The sequence below is a fragment of the Micromonospora orduensis genome (assembly GCF_006228125.1).
GTDB lineage: Bacteria > Actinomycetota > Actinomycetes > Mycobacteriales > Micromonosporaceae > Micromonospora > Micromonospora orduensis.
In genome coordinates, this window is record NZ_VDFY01000244.1 from 1 (window position 1) to 18,146 (window position 18,146).

The following is an 18,146-nucleotide window of genomic DNA, read 5'->3' on the forward strand; positions in this document are numbered from 1 at the left end:
CAGTGCCCGCGCCGCCCCCCGAGCGTCCCGTACCGGAGCCGGCGGTACGGACGCGAGGACCGGCGCCATGGGCGGCGTGGGAGCCGCGAGCGACGCCGGCACGTCGGCTGACGCGTCGTCGGTGGGCGGGGTCAGGCGGGAGGTCACCGGAACCCGGGCCACGCCGACCACGATGGGCGGCGCGAGCAGGTCCACCACGTCGGCGGGCAGGTCGGGACGGACCGCCGGCCAGCGGGAGTCGTCGACCGACCAGTAGGCCGCGCCGGGAGTCTCGATCACCCCCTGGCGGGTCAACTGATCGTCACCGGACGCACGGTGCTTGGCCATCGGGAAAGCCTCCACGAGCTGCGGGGTGCGGCCCTGCGGGTCGCTGCGGCGGACACCGAGGGAAACGACGCCGCCCGCCCACCGGTGACGCCGCGACCGCCTCCGGCCCCGCAGCCGCACCCGGCGTCCGACCCGACGCGCCCCCGCCCGGGCAGCCGACGGTGTCCGGACGGGGGCGCGTGTCGCAGGCGGATCAGTCGAAGATCGGCCCCTGCTCGCGGGTGCGCTTGAGCTCGTAGAAGCCGGGGGTGCCGGCGACCAGCAGGACCCCGTCCCAGAGCCGGCCGGCGGCCTCCCCCTTCGGAGCGGGCGTGATCACCGGGCCGAAGAACGCGACAGGGCTGCCGTCCGGGCCCGGCGCGTGCACGACCGGGGTGCCGACGTCCTGCCCGACCGGGCGCATGCCCGCCTCGTGGCTGGCCCGCAGCGCCTCGTCGTACTCGGTGCTGTCGGCGGCCTCGGCCAGCGCCGGGTCCAGGCCGGCGTCGGTGAGCGCGGCCACGTACAGCTCGTGCCCCCGCTCCTCCTTGCCGAGGTGGATCCGGGTGCCCAACGCGGTGTAGAGCGGGCGCAGGACGTCGGTCCCGTACCGCTGCTCGGCGGCGATGCAGATCCGCACCGGCCCCCAGGCGGTCTTCAGGAACTCCTTGTACTCCTCGGGCAGTTCGTCTCGGCCGTCGTTGAGGACAGCCAGGCTCATCACGTGGAAGCGGATGTCCACGGGACGAACCTGCTCGACCTCGAGCAGCCAACGGGACGTGATCCACGCCCACGGGCAGGCCGGGTCGAACCACATGTCGGCGGTGACGCGATCGGTCACGGTGAGATCCCTTCGCGGCGGGGTTGCGCCGGCGATCCGGCGTCTGGGGGAATCTTCACCCCGTGTCCCACCGGTCGGCACCCGAATCGGACCGTGACCTCGGCCACCGCCGAATGCACCGTCATGGAAGACTCGGATCCGGACCGCCGCGACCAGCGGGCGGCAGACGGGCGCCGCCGGGCGTACGGCGAGATGTGGGATGGAGACGAACAGTGCCGGGAGTGCGCAACCTGACGCAGGTCGAGGCCACCGAGCGGGCACATCTGCTCGATGTGACCGGGTACGACATCAGTCTGGACCTGTCGACCGCCGTGTTGGCGGCAGACGGCCGCACCTTCCGGTCGACGACCGAGGTCCGGTTCCGCTGTGCCGAGCCCGGCGCGAGCACGTTCATCGAGCTGGCCGCCGAGTCGGTGCGGTCGGCCACGCTGAACGGCGCCCCGGTGGACCTCTCCGGCTGGTCGGCCGAGAAGGGCCTGACCCTGACCGGGTTGCAGAGCGACAACACGCTTGTGGTCGACGCGGACTTCGGTTACTCCAACAGCGGGCAGGGGCTGCACCGCACGGTCGACCCGGTGGACGGCGAGACGTACCTCTACAGCCAGTTCGAGACGGCCGACGCGCAGCGGGTGTACGCCTGCTTCGACCAGCCCGACCTGAAGAGCGTCTACACCTGGCACGCGACGGTGCCGGCGCACTGGCGGGTGGTGTCCAACATGCCGGTGCGCGGCGAGGACGCCGCCGGTGAGGGGCTCAAGACCCTGCACTTCGCCGAGTCGCCCCGGATGAGCACCTACATCACGGCGCTCTGCGCCGGCCCGTACCACGAGGTGCGCGACACCCACGACGGCATCGACCTGGGGTTGTTCTGCCGCGCGTCGATGGCACCGTACCTGGACTCCGACGACCTGTTCCTCATCACCAGGCAGGGTTTCGACTTCTTCCACGAGAAGTTCGGGGTGCGCTACCCGCTGCCGAAGTACGACCAGCTCTGGGTGCCCGACTTCAACGCCGGCGCGATGGAGAACTTCGGCTGCGTCACGCACGCCGAGTCGCACTACCTGTTCCGCTCGCAGGTCACCGACTTCGAGTACGAGCAGCGGGCCAACACGATCCTGCACGAGATGGCCCACATGTGGTTCGGTGACCTGGTCACCATGCGCTGGTGGAACGACCTGTGGCTGAACGAGTCGTTCGCCGAGTGGGCCAGCCACTGGTGCAACACCCACGCCACCCGGTTCACCGAGGCGTGGACGACGTTCCTCTCCATCCGCAAGAACTGGGGCTACCGGCAGGACCAGCTCTCCTCCACCCACCCGGTCTACACCGAGATGCCGGACATGGAGGCCGTGGAGGTCAACTTCGACGGCATCACCTACGCCAAGGGCGCGAGCGTGCTCAAGCAGCTCGTGGCGTACGTGGGTGAGGAGCCGTTCGTCGCCGGCCTGCGGGCGTACTTCGGCAAGTACGCCTGGGGCAACGCCACCTTCGACGACCTCCTCACCGAGCTGGAGACGGCCTCCGGCCGGGAGTTGCGCAAGTTCGCGGCGCAGTGGCTGGAGACCGCGCAGGTCAACACGTTGCGCCCGGAGGTGAGCATCGGCGCGGGCGGCACGTACGAGCAGGTGGCGGTCCGCCAGGAGGCACCGGCCGGGTACCCGACGCTGCGGACGCACCGGATCGGCGTGGGCCTGTACGACCTGACCGACGGGCGGCTGGTCCGCCGCGAGCGGTACGAGGTGGACGTGACCGGTGAGCGGACCGACCTGCCCGAGCTGCGTGGCGTCCGCGCCGCCGACGTGCTGCTGCTCAACGACGACGACCTGACCTACACCAAGCTGCGCCTCGACGACCGGTCGATGGCGAACGTGGTGCAGCACATCGCTGGTTTCGAGTCGTCGCTGGCCCGCGCGCTGTGCTGGACGGCCGCCTGGGACATGACCCGCGACGCCGAGCTGTCCGCCCGCGACTACGTGGCGCTGACGCTGAGCGGGCTGCCCGCGGAGACCGACATCAACCTGGTCACCGCCACGCTGCGACAGGCGACCACGGCGCTCGCCGTGTACGCCGACCCGGCCTGGGCGCCGACCGGCTGGGCCGAGCTGGCCCGTACGGCCCGCGACGCGCTTGCCGCCGCCGAGCCGGGCAGCGGGTTCCAGCTGGCCTGGGCCCGCGCGTTCACCTCGGCGGCCCGCTCCGAGGACGACCTGGCGACGCTGCGCGGCTGGCTGGACGGCTCCGGCGCGCCGGCCGGCCTGACCGTGGACACGGAGCTGCGGTGGACGGTGCTCGACGCGCTTGTGGCAAACGGCGCCGCCGAGCCGGCCGAGATCGAGGCGGAGCTGGCCGGTGACCGTACCGCCAGTGGCGAGCGGGAGGCCGCGTACGCGCACGCGTTGGTGCCGACGGCGGAGAACAAGGCCGCCGTGTGGGCGTTGCTGACCGGCCCGGACGCGCTGCCCAACTGGCGGAACCGGGCGCTGTTGCAGGGCTTCGCGCACCCGGCGCAGGTGGAGCTGATCGCCCCGTACCGGGAGCGGTACTTCGCGACGGTGGCGCAGGTGTGGGCCACCCGGGACAGCGAGCCGGCGCAGGAGTTCGCCCAGCTCGCGTACCCGACGTACCTGGTGGAGGACGACACGGTGGCGGCCACCGACGCGTGGCTGGCCGAGGACGGGCACCCCGGCCCGCTGCGGCGGCTGGTCGCCGAGGGCCGCGACGGTGTGGTGCGGGCGCTCCGGGCCCGCGCGAAGGACGCCCAGCAGAGCTGACCCCCGGCAGACAGACCGAAGCCCGGCCCGCTGAACGCGGGCCGGGCTTCGTCGTACGAGTGGGTCAGCCCTTGCCGGCGTGGCTGGCGAGCTGGTCGAGGCCGTTGATGATGCCGCCGGCCAGGTCGCCGCCGCTGAACGCGCCGACCATGGAGAGCGCGGCCAGCTTGGCGTACGTGTCGGGGATGCGCTTGCGGGCGTGCCGACCGGTGACGATCTCCAGCTGGCGCTGGTTGGGCGACACCGCGATCAGCACCGACTTGTCGGGGTCGGCGAGCTGGCGGTGCAGCCGCTGGGCGTGCTCACGGATCGGCTCGTCGAGACCGCCGACGAACACCGAGAACACCAGGCCGGTGCCCTGGTCGGCCAGTCGCAGGGCTTCGTCGATGCGCAGCAGCTGACGGGTCGAGAACGGCCCGTCGAGCACCTCGGGCGGATTTTCCGACCCGGTCTGCTTCTCACCAACGGTCACTTGCGCCTCCGGTTCCCCCGGCCGGCGCCTCGACGCTGGCCTGCTCAAGCTTGTGGCTGGTCAGCGCGGGCGCCTGCGCGCCCGCCGTCAGCGCGGTACCGGCCGAGTCGGCCAGCTGCTCCGGGCGGCCCAGGAACCACACCGGCGTGAAGTCGAAGGGTCGGCCCGGCCGGTAGCGCTTCGCGCCACCGCCACCGCCGGTGGCACCACCACGGCTACCCGCGTACGCCAGGCCGGCGATGACCAGCACCGCGGCCGCCGGGATGCCGACGAAGATCAGCAACGTCTCGGTAACAGACAATCCCAACGCCCCCAGGCGGAAGAAGGACCTCGAACACTCGGGTCGGATGGACGATCATGACGTCGACCGGTCGACTCCGTCTCCATTCACGTTAGCGGAGTCGACGGCCCGCCAGATTGCGGGGTGCCGATCCCATCCGCCACTGGAGTTCTCCAGTTGCGCAGCGGTCGCGATGAGCCGTGCGTCGTCGCCGTACCGGCCGGTGAGCAGCACCCCGACGGGCAGACCGTCGGTGGTGGTGCCCAACGGCAGGGAGACGGAGGGATCGCCGGTGACGTTGAATATGGCGCAGTAGGGCGAGAACCGGCGTTGCCTGTCGAAGTCGGCCGCCGGGTCACCGTCGGCGGTGAACCAGCCCACCGGCGCCTGCGGGGCGGCCAGGGTGGGGCAGAGCAGCAGGTCGCAGCCGGCGGTGCGGCGGGCACCGAGGCGGACCTGGCCCTGCAACTCACCGAGGGTGGCGGCCAGCGTGCCGGCGGAGATGGCGGCGCCCCGGGCGCGGAGCAGCCGGGTCAACGGCAGCAGCTCCACCTCCCGCGGCGGGGGCATCGGGGAGAGCGCCAGCACGTACCAGATGATCTCGAACAGTGGCCACACCGCCGGCCCGAGCGGCGGTGGCACCTCGACCACCTCGTGGCCGGCGGCCGCGAGCAGCGCGGCGGCCCGGTCCACGGCGGCCACGCAGTCGGGGTGCACCGGTTCGTCGGCGAGCATCGGCGTGGTGAATCGGCCGATCCGCAGCGGACCGGGCTCGGCCCGGCGCGCAACTGCCAGGTAGCCGCCGGACGGCGCGGGCGGCGGCAGGTAGGGCTCGCCCGGCACCGGCACGGCCATGACGTCGAGCAGCGCGGCGACGTCGGCGACGGTCCGTCCGAGCGGTCCGCTGGTGGGCAGGCCGAACGCGCCGGAGCCGACGGGCCCACCGGAGACGAGGCCACGGCTGGGCTTGTAGCCGACCAGGCCGCAGAGCGACGCCGGGATGCGCAACGATCCGCCGCCGTCGGAGCCCTGGGCGACCGGGACGAGGCCGGCCGCGACCGCCGCCGCCGCGCCGCCGCTGGAACCGCCGGCGGTGTACGCCAGTTGCCACGGATTGCGGGCCGGCGGCGCGACCCGGCCCTCCGAGTAGAGCGAGCAGCCCAGCTCGGAGGTGGTGGTCTTGCCGAGGCTGACCAGGCCGGCGGCCTTGATGAACCGGACCACGTCGGCGTCGACCGGCGGCACGAAGTCGGTGAAGGCAGCCGAACCGAAGGTGGTGCGGACCCCGGCGGTGAGCGTCAGGTCCTTGATCGCGGTCGGCACGCCGTGCAGCGGGCCGCGCTCCTCGACCGGTACCGCGTCGGCGGCGCGTGCGGCCTGCCGGGCGAGGTCCGGTGTGACGGTGACGAACGCGCCCACTGTGTCGCCGAGCGCCGCCACCCGGCCCAGGGCATGCTCGACCAGGTCGACGCTGGACAGCTCGCCGCTGGTCATCGCGGCGGCCTGCTCCAACGCGGTCAGGTCGTGCGGCTCGGCCATCCCGTCATCCTGCCCGCTGGAGGCCGCTGTCCGCGGGCCGACACGTCGTCGACCGTCAGTCCAACGTGCCTGCCGGGGCCACCCATTCACTGCGCGGGCCGCCGACGTCGCTGATCAGGTCAAAGTCGCGGTCGTAGTGCAGGACGGTCGCGGAGTATTCGGCAGCGGCTGCCGCGACCAGGATATCGACGGGGCTGGCCGCCCGATGATGGCCACGAGCTGCCAGCGCCATTTGCAGGTCCTGTGCGCGGGTGGCGACGGCCAGCGTGATCGGAAGGTCGATCATCAATTTCGCACGGAGTGCGCGCATCGTCATGGCGTCCCGGAAGTTTCGGGCGCTTCGCCCGTTCTCGAGATCGAGCGGCACACAGGTCGCGGCGAGCCCTTCCTCGAGGATCGTCGTGATTCGCTTGCCTGCGATCGGCTGGCGTCGGCGACCCCATGCCGATGTGTCGATGAGGTAGAGCCCGGCCGGTCGGATCACGCGGCGTCCTGCTCGCCGCGCGGTGTTTTGTCGTCCTCGAGCAGGCCGGCCCAGTCCTGGTCGACCGCGAGCAGTTCCCGGATGGCCTGCGCACGCTCACTCCGCTCGGCGACCAGGCGTAGCGCAGCATGGATGGTGTCCTTCTTGCTCTTGGTGCCCAGCTCGCGGCGGGCTCGGTCGAGCAGCTCATCATCAAGATCGATAACAGTCTTCATGAGCCGAGTATATCCGCGAAGGCATTCTTTATATACCCGACTCACCGAGGAAACGCCGGGCGTTGGCGGACAGAAGCTTGGCACGCTGGTCGTCGGTGAGGAAGTCCGCCGCGCGGACCACCGCGCCGGCGGGCCGTTCGCCCAGCGGGTACGGATAGTCACTGCCGACCAGCACCCGGTCCTCCCCCAGCGTGTCGACCAACAGCCGCAGGGCGGGCGGCGCGAAGACCACCGAGTCGACGCTGAACCGGTCGAGGTAGCTGCTGGGTGGGCCGACGGACGCGCCCCGGACCAGGTCGCCCCGACGGTGCCAGGCGTTGTCGGCGCGGCCGAGCCAGAACGGGAAGCTGCCGCCGCCGTGCGCGAAGCAGATCCGCAGCGTCTCCGGCACCCGGTCGAAGACGCCGCCGAGGATCATCGCCAGCACCGACAGGTGCGTCTCGGCGGGCATCCCGGTGAGCCAACGGGCCATCCAGCGATCCAGTCGCGGGCCGCCCGGCATGTCCCACGGGTGGACGAAGACGGGCGCCCCCACCTCGGCGCAGTGTTGGAGAAAGGTGACCACGCCGGTGTCGTCCAGGTCCCGGTCGCCGACGTGGTTGCCGATCTCCACGCCCACGTGCCCGGCGGCGAGGCTGCGGTCCAGTTCGGCGCAGGCGGCGTCCGGGTCCTGCAACGGCACCTGGCAGAACGGCACCAGCCGGTCGCCACCGGCGGCGGTGACCTCCAGAGTCAGGTCGTTGAAGATCCGGGCGACCTTCACCGCCTGGTCGGCCGGCCGGTCGTAGCTGAAGAAGACTGGCGTCGGCGAGACCACCTGCACGTCCACGCCGTCGGCGTCCATGTCGGCCAGGCGGCGTGACGCGTCCCAGCACTCGGCGCCGACCGGACGGAACTCCGTCTCCCCCAGCATGATCATGGCGGCGCGCTCGGAGTCCACCCGCAACCAGGGCCAGCCGGACCCACCGCACGCGGCGTCGAGGTCCGGCCACCCCTTGGGTACGACGTGCGTGTGCACGTCGACCACACCTGCGGGCATCAGCCCCTGCCCGGGTGCAGGGTGCCGCAGTTGGCGCAGGTGCGCGCCGCCTCGTCGGCGTAGAACGCCTGGAACACCGGCGGCAGGTCGGCGGCGATGTCGCGGACCTGCAACTCCACCTCGTGCACCTTGTGCCCGCACTCGGGGCAGTACCACTGGAAGGTCTCCAGGGTGCCCTCCTCGCGGACCCGCTCGACGACCACGCCTATCGAGCCGGCCTCGGGGCGCTGCGGCGAGTGCGGGGTGTTGCGCGGCAGCATCCACATCTGACCCTCGCGCACGTGCACCGTACGCGGCCCCTGCGGGGTCATCAGGTTGATGTGCATGTTGCCCTTGACCTGGTAGAAGAACTCCTCGTACGGGTCGACGTGGAAGTCGGTGCGCTGGTTGGGGCCACCCACCACCATCACGATGAAGTCGTCCCCGCCGGGGAACATCTCCTTGTTGCCTACCGGCGGCTTGAGCAGGTGCTGGTTGTCGGCGATCCAGCCCGGAAAGCTGAACGGTTCGGCGATCTCACTCACGACTGACCTCCCGAGGGAAGAAGGGCCACGGCCTGGATCTCGATGAGCAGGTGCGGGTGCGGCAACTGGTGCACCGCAACCGTGGTGCGGGTCGGCCCGGACGCTTCGAAGAATTCCGCCCAGACCTCGTTGTAACCACCGAAGTCGTTCATGTTGACCAGGTACGACGTCACCTGGACGAGGTCGGTGAGGTCCGCCCCGACCGATCGCAGCAGATCGCCGATGTTCTCGATCACGGCCCGCGTCTGCACCCGGATGTCGAGGTTCGTCGTACCGAACTCGTCGACCTCGACACCGGCGAAGCTGTTGTCCGGCCGTCTCGACGACGTACCGGAGACGAAGACGAACCCACCCGCGACCTTGACGTGCGGAAAAGCCCCCCGAGGCACGGCCTTCCCGGCCACCACCCGAGCGACACCACTCATGACCCACCACCAACCGTCGCCGACGCGACAAGAGCGACCAGGTCAGGGGTTCCGGGCAGCCCGATCACAGAGACGCCCGCAGAGAAGCCGTGCCGAGCTTTTCGACGACCGCGCGGACATGGGCACCGGGACGCAGCGGCACCGCGGCGGTGGCGGCACCGGCCAGGAAGAGCCAGCCGGACTCCAGCCGCACCCCGTGCCGGCCGGCCAGCCGGATGCCCTCGTCGAGCGCCCGGCGCGGATCGCCGAGGATCGCCGCCGTCGAGCCGACCTGCGCCACCCGGCCGTCGACCTCCAGCAGCACCCCCAGGTTGTCCAGGCCGGTCGGCACCGGCGACCACGGCCCGATCACGAACGCGGCGGCCGAGGTGTTGTCGGCGATCACGTCCGGCAACGAGAAGCGGAAGTCCGCGTACCGGGAGTCGATCAGCTCGATGGCCGGGGCGACCGCGCGGACCGCCGTGGCGAAGTCGCCCACCGGTTCACCCGGCTCGGGCAGCCGGTCCAGCAGGAACGCCACCTCCGGCTCGACCCGGGGATGGATGTACGCGGCCGGGTCGATCGCGCCCCCGTCGGGCACCCGCATCGCGTTGGTGAGCCGCCCCCAGATCACCTCGTCCACGCCGACCTGGGCCATCTTCGCCCTGCTGGTCAGCCCCATCTTCAGCCCGACCAGCCGCTCACCGGCGTTCAGCCGGCGTTGCAGCAGGGCGGCCTGCACGGCGTAAGCGGCGTCCACGTCGAGGCCGGTCTCGGCGGCGAGCTGCGGGATCGCGGTGGCCGTGTCGGCGGCCGCGCCCAGCTTCTCGGCGATCCCCGCGACGTCCGGTCCGATCATGAGTGCTCCTCCTGGCCGGCGAGGTCGAGTGCCACGTCCACGATCATGTCCTCCTGGCCGCCGACCATTCGGCGGCGGCCCAGCTCGACCAGGATCGACCGGACGTCCACCCCGTACTTCGCCGACGCCCGCTCGGCGTGCCGCAGGAAGCTGGAGTAGACCCCGGCGTACCCCAGGGAGAGCGTCTCCCGGTCGACCTGGACCGGCCGGTCCTGCAACGGGCGGACGATGTCGTCGGCGGCGTCCATCAGCGCGAACACGTCGCAGCCGTGCTTCCAGCCGTGCAGCTCGGCGACCGCCACGAAGACCTCCAGCGGCGCGTTGCCGGCGCCTGCGCCCATGCCGGCGAGGGAGGCGTCGACGCGGACGGTCCGCCCGGACGGTGAGCCGAGCGGCCCGGCGCCGAGGATCCGGCCGTGCTCGACGGCGAGCACGCTGTTGGCGACGCCGAGGGACAGGTTGTGGTGGGCGTGGATGCCGATCTGCGTCTGCGGCTCCAGCACCTGCCGGTACGCGTCGACCCGCTGCGCCACGTCGGACATCAGCAGCCGACCGCCGGAGTCGGTGACGTAGACGCAGTGCGCCCCGTACGACTCCATGAGCTTGGCCTGCCCGGCCAACCCCGCCGGGTCGTTCATGTGCGACATCATCAGGAACCCGGCCACGTCCATGCCGTTCTCCCGGGCCCAGGAGATGTGCTGGGCGGAGATGTCCGCCTCCGTGCAGTGGGTGGCGATCCGGACGCTTGTCACCCCGAGCGCCTTCGCGGCCTTGAGGTCGGCGATGGTGCCGATGCCGGGCAGCAGCAGCGTGGTCAGCTTCGCCGTGGTCAGCACCTCGGCGGCGGCGGAGATCCACTCGGCGTCGCTGGCCGCCCCGTGCCCGTAGTTGACGCTGGAACCGGCGAGCCCGTCGCCGTGCGCCACCTCGATGGCGGCCACCCCGGCGGCGTCCAGCGCGGCGGCGATCGTGCGCACCTGCTCGACGGTGTACCGGTGCGCGATGGCGTGCATGCCGTCGCGCAGCGTCACATCCTGGATGTACAGGTCGGTCATGACGCGGCCACCTCCGGAGAGCGCAGGGCGACCAGCCGCTCGGCGGTACGCAGGGCGGCGGAGGTCATGATGTCCAGGTTTCCGGCGTACGCCGGCAGGTAGTGCCCGGCACCGGAGACCTCCAGGAAGACCGACACCTGCAACGCGGTGAGCTGCCGCCCGAGCGTCGGCACGTACGCCTCGACGCGGTCGAACTGCACGTCCTGCTTGAGCCGGTAGCCGGGGACGTACTCCTGGACGGTCTTCACCATGCCGGCCACCGAGGCGGCGATGGCGGCGGTGTCGGCATCGGCGTCCGGGCAGAGGCAGTAGACGGTGTCCCGCATCAGCAGCGGCGGATCCGCCGGGTTGAGCACGATGATCGCCTTGCCCCGCTCCGCCCCGCCGACCACCTCGATGGCCCGGGCCGTGGTCTCGGTGAACTCGTCGATGTTGGCCCGGGTGCCCGGCCCCGCCGACCTCGACGCGATCGACGCGACGATCTCCCCGTACGCCACCGGGGTGACCCGGCGGACCGCGGCGACGATCGGCACGGTCGCCTGCCCGCCGCAGGTCACCATGTTGACGTTCGGCTCGCGCAGGTGCTCGTCGAGGTTGACCGGCGGCACCACGTACGGGCCGATGGCGGCCGGGGTCAGGTCGACGACCGTGCGGCCGTGCGCGCGCAGCACCTCGTCGTGGCGGCGGTGCGCGCCGGCCGAGGTGGCGTCGAAGACCAGCTCGACGTCGGCGAACTCGGGCATCGCGACGAGCCCGTCCACACCGTCGGCGGTGGTGGCCACGCCGAGCCGGCGAGCGCGCGCCAGGCCGTCGGAGGCCGGGTCGATGCCGGCCATCGCCACCATCCGCAGCTCGCTACTGAGTCGCAACACCTTGATCATCAGGTCGGTGCCGATGTTGCCGGAACCGAGCACCGCCACGCCGGTCACCGCGCCACTGTTGTTCGCGACTGCGGGGCTCGCAAGCTCACTCCTCGCGCTCACTGGTTGCCTCCGTTGCTGAAACAGGTGCGCACCGAGCCGAGGCCGGAGATCCTGGCCTCGTACGCGGCGCCCGGGGTGACCGGCACCATCGGGCCGAGCGCCCCGGAGAGCACCACGTCCCCGGCGCGCAAAGGGTCACCGGCGCGGGCGAGGGTGCTCGCCAGCCAGTGCAGGGCGTGCAGCGGATTGCCCAGGCAGGCCGCGCCCGCGCCCACCGAGACCGGCTCGCCGGCGTGCTCCAGCACCATCCCGCACAGCCGCAGGTCGACGTCGGCGAGCCGGCGCGGCGTGGTGCCGAGCACGAAGAGCCCGCTGGAGGCGTTGTCGGCGATGGTGTCCACGATGGAGATGTCCCAGGCGGCGATCCGCGAGTCGACGATCTCGATGGCCGGCAGCACGTGGTCGACCGCGCGAAGCAGGTCGACAGTGGTGATCTGCGGATCGGCCAGGTCCTTGTCGAGCACGAACGCGATCTCCGCCTCGACCCGCGGCTGGAGCAGCCGGTCGATCGGCACCTCGACCCCGTCGCCGACCGCCATCGCGTCGGTGAGCATCCCGAAGTCCGGCTGGAACACCCCGAAGGTCTCCTGCACCGCCCGGGAGGTCAGCCCGATCTTTGCGCCGACGCGGCGTTCACCGCGGCCCTGCCAGGCCCGCGCCTGGAGCTGCTGCACGCGGTACGCGGACTCGACGTCCCCCTCGGGCAGCAGCCGGCCGCGCAGCGGCGCGCACGGCTTGCCGGTGCTGCGGGCGTCGGCCAATTCCCGGTTGGCGGCCTCGATGTCAGCTTCCATACCCGCTCCCTCGCTGGGGCTCACGACAGGTCCACGCAGACGTTTGTGAGTTCGGAGTAGAAGTTCAGCGAGTGCAGGCCGCCCTCCCGGCCGATGCCGGACGCCTTCACCCCGCCGAACGGGGTGCGCAGGTCGCGCAGGAACCACGTGTTGACCCAGACGATGCCGGCGTCCAGCCGGGCGCCGGCCCGGTGCGCGACGCCCACGTCCCTGGTCCACACGGTCGCCGCCAGGCCGTACTCGGTGCCGTTGGCGAGGGCGTACGCCTCGTCCTCGGTGTCGAACGGCGCGACGTGCACCACCGGGCCGAAGATCTCCTCCCGGTTGGTGCGGGCGTCCGGGCCGAGGCCGGTGAGCACCGTCGGCTGCACGTACGACCCGCCGTCGCGCGCGTCCCCGAAGGTGGGCGTGCCACCGCCGGTGAGCACCTCGGCGCCCTCGGAGCGGGCCAGCTCGTACGCGCCGAGCACCTTCGTCCGGTGCTGGTGGGAGATCAGCGGCATGGTGGCGGTGGCCTCGTCGGTCGGCCAGCCGTACGTCAGCTCACCGGCCCGCTTCGCCAGCCGCGCGGTGAACTCCTCGAAGATCGGGCGTTGCACGTAGATGCGTTCGGTGCAGAGGCACACCTGCCCGCCGTTGGTGAAGCTGGACCGCACCGACCCGGCCACCGCGGCGTCCAGGTCGGCGTCGGCGAAGACCAGGCCGGCGTTCTTGCCGCCCAGTTCGAAGCTGACCGCCTTCACCCCGTCGGCGGCGGCCCGCATGATCGCGCCGCCGGTGGCCGACTCGCCGGTGAAGGTGATGGCGTCCACGCCCGGGTGGCGGGTGAGGAACTCGCCGGCCGAGTCCGGCCCGAACCCGTGCACCAGGTTGAACACCCCGTCCGGCACGCCGGCGGCGGCCATCACCTCGGCGAGCACCGTCGCCGAGGCGGGCGTCTCCTCGCTGGGCTTGACCACCACGGCGTTGCCGCAGGCCAGTGCCGGGGCGACCTTCCAGGTGAGCAGCAGCAGCGGCAGGTTCCACGGCACGATGACCGCGACCACGCCGACCGGCTTGCGCAGCGCGTAGTTGAGCGCACGACCGCCGGTCGGGGTGACAGTGGTGAACGACTCGGTGGGTGCGGTCGCCACGATCTCCGCGAACGCCCGGAAGTTCGCCGCGCCGCGCGGGATGTCCAGCGTACGGGCCTGGGCGATGGACTTGCCGGTGTCGGCGACCTCGGCGGTCACCAGGTCGTCGAAGCGGCGTTCCAGCTCGTCGGCGACCCGGCGCAGCACCTCGGCGCGCTCGCGCTCCCCCATCCGGCCCCACGGGCCGCGCAGCGCGGCCCGGGCGGCGGCCACCGCGTCGTCCACGGTGGACGCCGACGCCTCGACCACCTCGAACACCGGCTGGCCGGTGACCGGGCTGGCCTTGGTGAACGTCGACCCGCCGTCGACGAACTCGCCGCCCACGAAGTTGCGCAGCCGCGACGGCCCGGCCGGGGCGCGGCCGGTCATCAGCGTGGCGTCCCAGGTGCCGGTCATGTGCGCCTCCCTCGGCTGAGCCCTGCCGTGATCGCGCCGACCAGCAGGAGCGCGGCCCCGCCGGCGACCGCGCCGAGCACCCGGTGCTGCCGGCGCACCCGGCGGCGCACCTCGGAGTACGGGGTGGTGGAGAAGGACACCAGCTCGTACTGCGAAACGTACCGGTCGGGAAGTGCCCGTTCCAGTGCGTGCTCGACCCTGCGGCGGAGCTGGAAGACCGGCGAGGCGACCTTGTCGCGCATCTCCACGAAGTTGGTAAGCGCCATCTGAGCGATGGCCTCCGCGTTCTCCTGGCGTCGCCGCTGGAACAGCGGCAGCGCCGCCGCCCAGTCGTCGGCGCACTCATCGAGGCAGCGGTCCAGCTCGACCACGTCCTCGAAGGCGCAGTTGGCGCCCTGGCCGTAGAACGGCACGATGGCGTGCGCCGCGTCGCCGAGCAGGCCGACCGTCCCGCTGACCTGCCAGGGGGTGCACCGGACCGTGCCGAGCACGCCGACCGGGTTGTGCTGGTAGTCGTCGACGAGGGTCGGGGCCAGCGGGATCACGTCCGGGTAGTGCTCGGCGAAGTGCCGTTCGATCGCCAGCGGATTGTCCAGGGCCGCGAAGCTGCCGGGACCCTCGTTGGGCCAGAACAGCGTGCAGGTGAAGGAGCGGTCCGGGTTGGGCAGCGCGATCATCATCGAGGTGCCGCGCGGCCAGATGTGCAGCGCATCCTCCTCCAAGGCGAAGTCCCCGCCCAGGGCGGGGATGGTCAGCTCCTTGTAGCCGTAGTCGAGGAAGTCGACGCTCTCGCGCAGCAGCCCGGACGCCAGCAGCTGCCCGCGTACCACCGAGCCGGCGCCGTCGGCGCCCAGCACCACCGACGCCTTGGCGTCGACAGTGCCCTGCGGGGTCTCGAAGCTCAGCGCCCCGTCGGACGGGTCGAGCCCGACCAGCCGGTGGTCGAAGACGATCCGGACCCCGGGCAGCGCGGCGGCAGCGTCCAGCAACGCGTTGTTCAGCGCGCCCCGGCTGATCGAGTTGATGGCCCGGCCACCGCCCGCGCTGTACGACTGGAACTGCGGCTCCCCCTGCACCGGGTGGATCATCCGGCCGCGCATCGGCAGCGCGTCGGCCATCACCTGCTCGGCCAGGCCGATCCGGCGCAGCGCGTCCAGCCCGCGCTCGGAGAGGGCCAGGTTGATCGAGCGGCCCCGCTCGGCCGTGCCGGTACGCGGGTCGGGCCGCCGTTCGTACAGGGCCACCGGGTAGCCACGCCGGGCCAGGAAGCAGGCGGCCAGGCAGCCGGCCAACCCCGCGCCGATGATCGCGATCTCGTCGCGCCGCGCGGTCACGGGTTCACCTGCCCCACTGTCGCGGCGAGCGCCGCCGCGGCCCGCCAGCAGTCGAGGTACGTGGAGTAGAGCGGCACCGGTGCGAACCGGACGACGTCCGGTTCGCGGGCGTCGGCGATGACGCCGTGCTCGTACCGGAGGCGTTTGGTCAGCTCGGCGGCGCTTCCGGAACCGATGCGCACGGAGAGCTGGCAACCGCGCCGGGCCGGGTCGCGCGGGGTGACCACCCGCAGCGGCCGGCCGGCGGTGACCTCGTCGAGCAGCGACTCCAACCAGCCGGTGAGCCGCTGGCTGCGGGCGCGCAGCGCGGTCATCCCGACCGCGTCGAACAGCTCCAGCGAGGTACGCACCGGACCCATCGCGAAGATCGGCGGGTTGGAGATCTGCCAGGCCTCCACGGTGGCCGGTGGCCGGGACACCGGCGTCATCTCGAACCGGGTCGCCGCCGCGGTGCTCCACCAGCCCTCCAAGCGGGGCAGGTCCTCGTCGCCGAGGTGCCGTTCGTGCACGAAGACGCCCGCCAGGGCGCCGGGCCCGGAATTCAGGTACTTGTAGGAGCACCAGGCGGCGAAGTCGACGTCCCAGTCGTGCAGTTCCAGCGGAACGTTGCCCACCGCGTGCGCCAGGTCCCAGCCGACCACCGCACCGGCCGCCCGGCCGGCGGCCGTGATCGCAGGGATGTCCAGCAGCTCGCCGGTGAGGTAGTTGACCCCGCCGAGCAGCACCAGCGCCACCCGGTCGCCCTCGGCGGCCAGGTAGTCGGTCACGTCCTCGGTGCGCAGCGCGTCCTCACCCGCGCGCGGGCGCAGCCGGACCACTGTGTCGTCCGGGTCCAGGCCGTGGAACCGGGCCTGACTGCGCACCGCGTAGCTGTCCGAGGGGAACGCGGAATCCTCGATGACGACGCGGGTGCGGGCCCCCGCCGGGCGGTAGAAACTCACCATCAGCAGGTGCAGGTTGACAGTGAGCGAGTTCATCACCACGGTCTCCGCGGGCCGGGCGCCGACCAGTCGGGCGGCCGGCGCCGTCAACAGCTCGTGGTACGGCAGCCACGGCCGTTGCGCCTCCAGGTGCCCCTCGACGCCGAGCCGCTGCCAGGCATCCAGGTCGGCGAGGAGTTCGTCGCGGGTGGCCCGGGGTTGCAGGCCGAGCGAGTTGCCGGCCAGGTACGCCGCCTCGGGGTGGTCGCCGCCGTCGGCCGGCGGCACGTGGAACAGGTGCCGGTGGCCCGGGTCGGTCTCGTCGAGGCGGTGCGCCTCTCGTTCTGGGGTGTGCATGTCTCGCTCTCCGGTCACATCGCGGTACGGGCCGACCACAGCTCCGGGAAGACCACCCGGGACATGCTGCGCTGCAACCAGGCCAGCCCGGCGGAGCCGCCGCTGCCGACCTTGGCGCCCATTGTCCGCTGCACCGCCTTCACGTGATTCCACCGCCAGTCGCCGAACTCCTCGGCGACAGCGCTCAACGCCTCGCCGAGCAGCCGCAGGTGGTTGTCCGGGCCCGGGTCCGCGTAGATGCGCACCCACGCCGCCTCGACCGACGGGTGCGGGTCGTGCTCCACCGCCACCTCCCGGTCGAGCAGGTCGGCGGGGATGTCGAACCCGCGCCGCGCGAGCAACGCGACCACGTCGTCCCAGAGGCTGGGGGCGGCCAGCGCGGCGGTCAGCGCGGCGTGCACATCGGTCTGCCGGCGGAACGGCCGGATCAGCGCGGGGTCGCGGAGCCCGAGCAGGAACTCCAGGTGCCGGTACATGGCCGACTGGAAACCGGAGCCCTCACCGAGCAGGTTGCGGAACCGGTTGAAGTCGGCGGGGGTCATCCAGCGCAGGCCCTGCCAGGCGGCGTTAAGTCCCTCCAGGTGCAGGGCGGCGCGGCGCAGCGGGGCCAGCGCGTCCCACACCTGGTCGGCGCGGAGCAGACGCTGGGTCTCCCGCAGTTCGTGGCAGGTCAACCCGAAGTACAGCTCCATGATCTGACTGACCATGAGGAAGGACATCTCGCCCGGGTCGCTGCTGAGTGGTCGCTGCAACTGGTGCAGGGTGCTGGCCTGCACGTACGCGTCGTACGGCACGCGCTCGGCGAACTCAAGCGTCGGCTCGCCCCCGTTGCGGGCGGCGCGGGCGGCCCGCTGCCGTGGGGTCACCGGTCGCACCGTGGCGGGGCGGTTCGGCGCCCGCCGCTCCGTCTGATCCACCATCGTTCTCCCTCCCCCGGACTGGCCGACATCATGATCCCGCGGTCGGATCGGCCTACGGAATGCCGGATCAACGGCGCTGAAGGGGCTACGGCTGGCGAGCCAAAGGCAGCTAGGCGAGTCGGGTTCACGAAAGTAAGGTCTGAGCGTGGACGACATGGACTGGGCGCTGCTGCGCGAGTTGCAGGCCGACGCGCGGCTCTCCTTCAGCGAGCTGTCCCGGCGGGTGCACCTGTCCCCACCAGCGGTCGCGGAGCGGGTCCGCCGGCTTGAGGAGTCGGGTGTGATCACCGGGTACCACGCCCACGTCGACCTGACCCGGGCCGGCCGCACCGTGGTCGCGATGATCCGGATGTCCTGCTACGGGGCGCGCTGCATCCTGCATGATCCGGCGGTGGCGGGCTGGCCGGAGATCCTGGAGATCCACCGGATCACCGGGGACGCGTGCAGCATGTTGAAGGTGGCCGCCGGCTCCATCGGCGAGTTCGAGGGCGTGATCGACCGACTCGCCCCGTACGGCCAG

At 72.0% G+C, this 18,146-nt stretch carries 20 protein-coding genes; 2 read left to right on the plus strand and 18 right to left on the minus strand.

Annotation, left to right across the window (positions count from 1 at the left end; all coding sequences use genetic code 11):
• Window positions 1–327, minus strand: a 327-nt coding sequence (locus FHG89_RS27460; protein ID WP_139587308.1) for a hypothetical protein, incomplete at its 3' end; no start/stop codon positions are given.
• 193 nt (window positions 328–520) lie between these two features.
• Entirely contained in the window at window positions 521–1,147 is a 627-nt protein-coding gene (locus FHG89_RS27465; protein ID WP_139587309.1) for a DsbA family protein, read from the minus strand.
• 221 nt (window positions 1,148–1,368) lie between these two features.
• On the opposite strand from FHG89_RS27465, the gene pepN reads away from it, so the two are divergent.
• Window positions 1,369–3,918, plus strand: coding sequence for an aminopeptidase N (pepN, locus tag FHG89_RS27470; protein ID WP_139587310.1), 2,550 nt, complete (start codon window positions 1,369–1,371; stop codon window positions 3,916–3,918).
• 64 nt (window positions 3,919–3,982) lie between these two features.
• On the opposite strand, the gene FHG89_RS27475 is transcribed toward pepN, so the two are convergent.
• From FHG89_RS27475 to FHG89_RS27550, 16 genes are all read right to left on the minus strand, one after another.
• On the minus strand, window positions 3,983–4,390 hold the full coding sequence (locus FHG89_RS27475; protein ID WP_139587311.1) for a DUF5130 family protein: 408 nt from the start codon (window positions 4,388–4,390) through the stop codon (window positions 3,983–3,985).
• Window positions 4,377–4,691 (minus strand): aa3-type cytochrome oxidase subunit CtaJ, encoded by a 315-nt coding sequence (gene ctaJ / locus FHG89_RS27480; protein WP_482809825.1) that lies wholly within the window; start codon window positions 4,689–4,691, stop codon window positions 4,377–4,379. Before ctaJ ends, FHG89_RS27475 begins: the two co-directional genes overlap by 14 nt.
• A gap of 54 nt (window positions 4,692–4,745) precedes the next feature.
• A complete protein-coding gene (locus FHG89_RS27485) occupies window positions 4,746–6,209 on the minus strand; it encodes an amidase (RefSeq protein WP_139587312.1) in 1,464 nt (487 codons plus the stop codon).
• Window positions 6,210–6,264: 55 nt separating this feature from the next.
• The gene (locus FHG89_RS27490) at window positions 6,265–6,693 is read right to left on the minus strand and encodes a PIN domain-containing protein (protein WP_139587313.1); all 429 of its coding nucleotides are present in this window, start codon (window positions 6,691–6,693) and stop codon (window positions 6,265–6,267) included.
• Entirely contained in the window at window positions 6,690–6,908 is a 219-nt protein-coding gene (locus tag FHG89_RS27495) for a type II toxin-antitoxin system VapB family antitoxin (RefSeq protein ID WP_139587314.1), read from the minus strand. The genes FHG89_RS27490 and FHG89_RS27495 overlap by 4 nt, the downstream gene beginning before the upstream one ends.
• 28 nt (window positions 6,909–6,936) lie before the next feature.
• On the minus strand, window positions 6,937–7,947 hold the full coding sequence (locus FHG89_RS27500; RefSeq protein ID WP_139587315.1) for an amidohydrolase family protein: 1,011 nt from the start codon (window positions 7,945–7,947) through the stop codon (window positions 6,937–6,939).
• Window positions 7,947–8,471, minus strand: coding sequence for a 3-hydroxyanthranilate 3,4-dioxygenase (locus tag FHG89_RS27505; protein ID WP_139587316.1), 525 nt, complete (start codon window positions 8,469–8,471; stop codon window positions 7,947–7,949). Before FHG89_RS27505 ends, FHG89_RS27500 begins: the two co-directional genes overlap by 1 nt.
• Window positions 8,468–8,896, minus strand: coding sequence for a RidA family protein (locus tag FHG89_RS27510; RefSeq protein ID WP_139587317.1), 429 nt, complete (start codon window positions 8,894–8,896; stop codon window positions 8,468–8,470). Before FHG89_RS27510 ends, FHG89_RS27505 begins: the two co-directional genes overlap by 4 nt.
• A gap of 64 nt (window positions 8,897–8,960) precedes the next feature.
• Entirely contained in the window at window positions 8,961–9,734 is a 774-nt protein-coding gene (locus FHG89_RS27515; RefSeq protein ID WP_139587318.1) for a 2-keto-4-pentenoate hydratase, read from the minus strand.
• Window positions 9,731–10,789 (minus strand): 4-hydroxy-2-oxovalerate aldolase, encoded by a 1,059-nt coding sequence (gene dmpG, locus FHG89_RS27520; protein ID WP_139587319.1) that lies wholly within the window; start codon window positions 10,787–10,789, stop codon window positions 9,731–9,733. The genes FHG89_RS27515 and dmpG overlap by 4 nt, the downstream gene beginning before the upstream one ends.
• Entirely contained in the window at window positions 10,786–11,718 is a 933-nt protein-coding gene (locus FHG89_RS27525; protein WP_280116090.1) for an acetaldehyde dehydrogenase (acetylating), read from the minus strand. The genes dmpG and FHG89_RS27525 overlap by 4 nt, the downstream gene beginning before the upstream one ends.
• A 50-nt stretch (window positions 11,719–11,768) precedes the next feature.
• Window positions 11,769–12,566 (minus strand): 2-keto-4-pentenoate hydratase, encoded by a 798-nt coding sequence (locus FHG89_RS27530; protein ID WP_139587320.1) that lies wholly within the window; start codon window positions 12,564–12,566, stop codon window positions 11,769–11,771.
• A 20-nt stretch (window positions 12,567–12,586) separates the two neighbouring features.
• Complete coding sequence (locus FHG89_RS27535) at window positions 12,587–14,068, minus strand: 2-hydroxymuconic semialdehyde dehydrogenase (RefSeq protein WP_139587326.1); 1,482 nt, start codon at window positions 14,066–14,068, stop codon at window positions 12,587–12,589.
• A gap of 23 nt (window positions 14,069–14,091) precedes the next feature.
• Window positions 14,092–15,429, minus strand: a complete 1,338-nt coding sequence (locus tag FHG89_RS27540) for an FAD-dependent oxidoreductase (RefSeq protein ID WP_139587321.1) — start codon at window positions 15,427–15,429, stop codon at window positions 14,092–14,094.
• Window positions 15,426–16,706, minus strand: coding sequence for a kynureninase (gene kynU / locus FHG89_RS27545; protein WP_139587322.1), 1,281 nt, complete (start codon window positions 16,704–16,706; stop codon window positions 15,426–15,428). The genes FHG89_RS27540 and kynU overlap by 4 nt, the downstream gene beginning before the upstream one ends.
• 14 nt (window positions 16,707–16,720) lie before the next feature.
• Entirely contained in the window at window positions 16,721–17,623 is a 903-nt protein-coding gene (locus FHG89_RS27550) for a tryptophan 2,3-dioxygenase (RefSeq protein ID WP_139587327.1), read from the minus strand.
• Window positions 17,624–17,771: 148 nt separating this feature from the next.
• Between FHG89_RS27550 and FHG89_RS27555 the strand changes: the two genes are divergently transcribed.
• Window positions 17,772–18,146 (plus strand): Lrp/AsnC family transcriptional regulator (locus FHG89_RS27555; protein WP_139587323.1); only part of this gene is annotated, 375 nt, incomplete at its 3' end.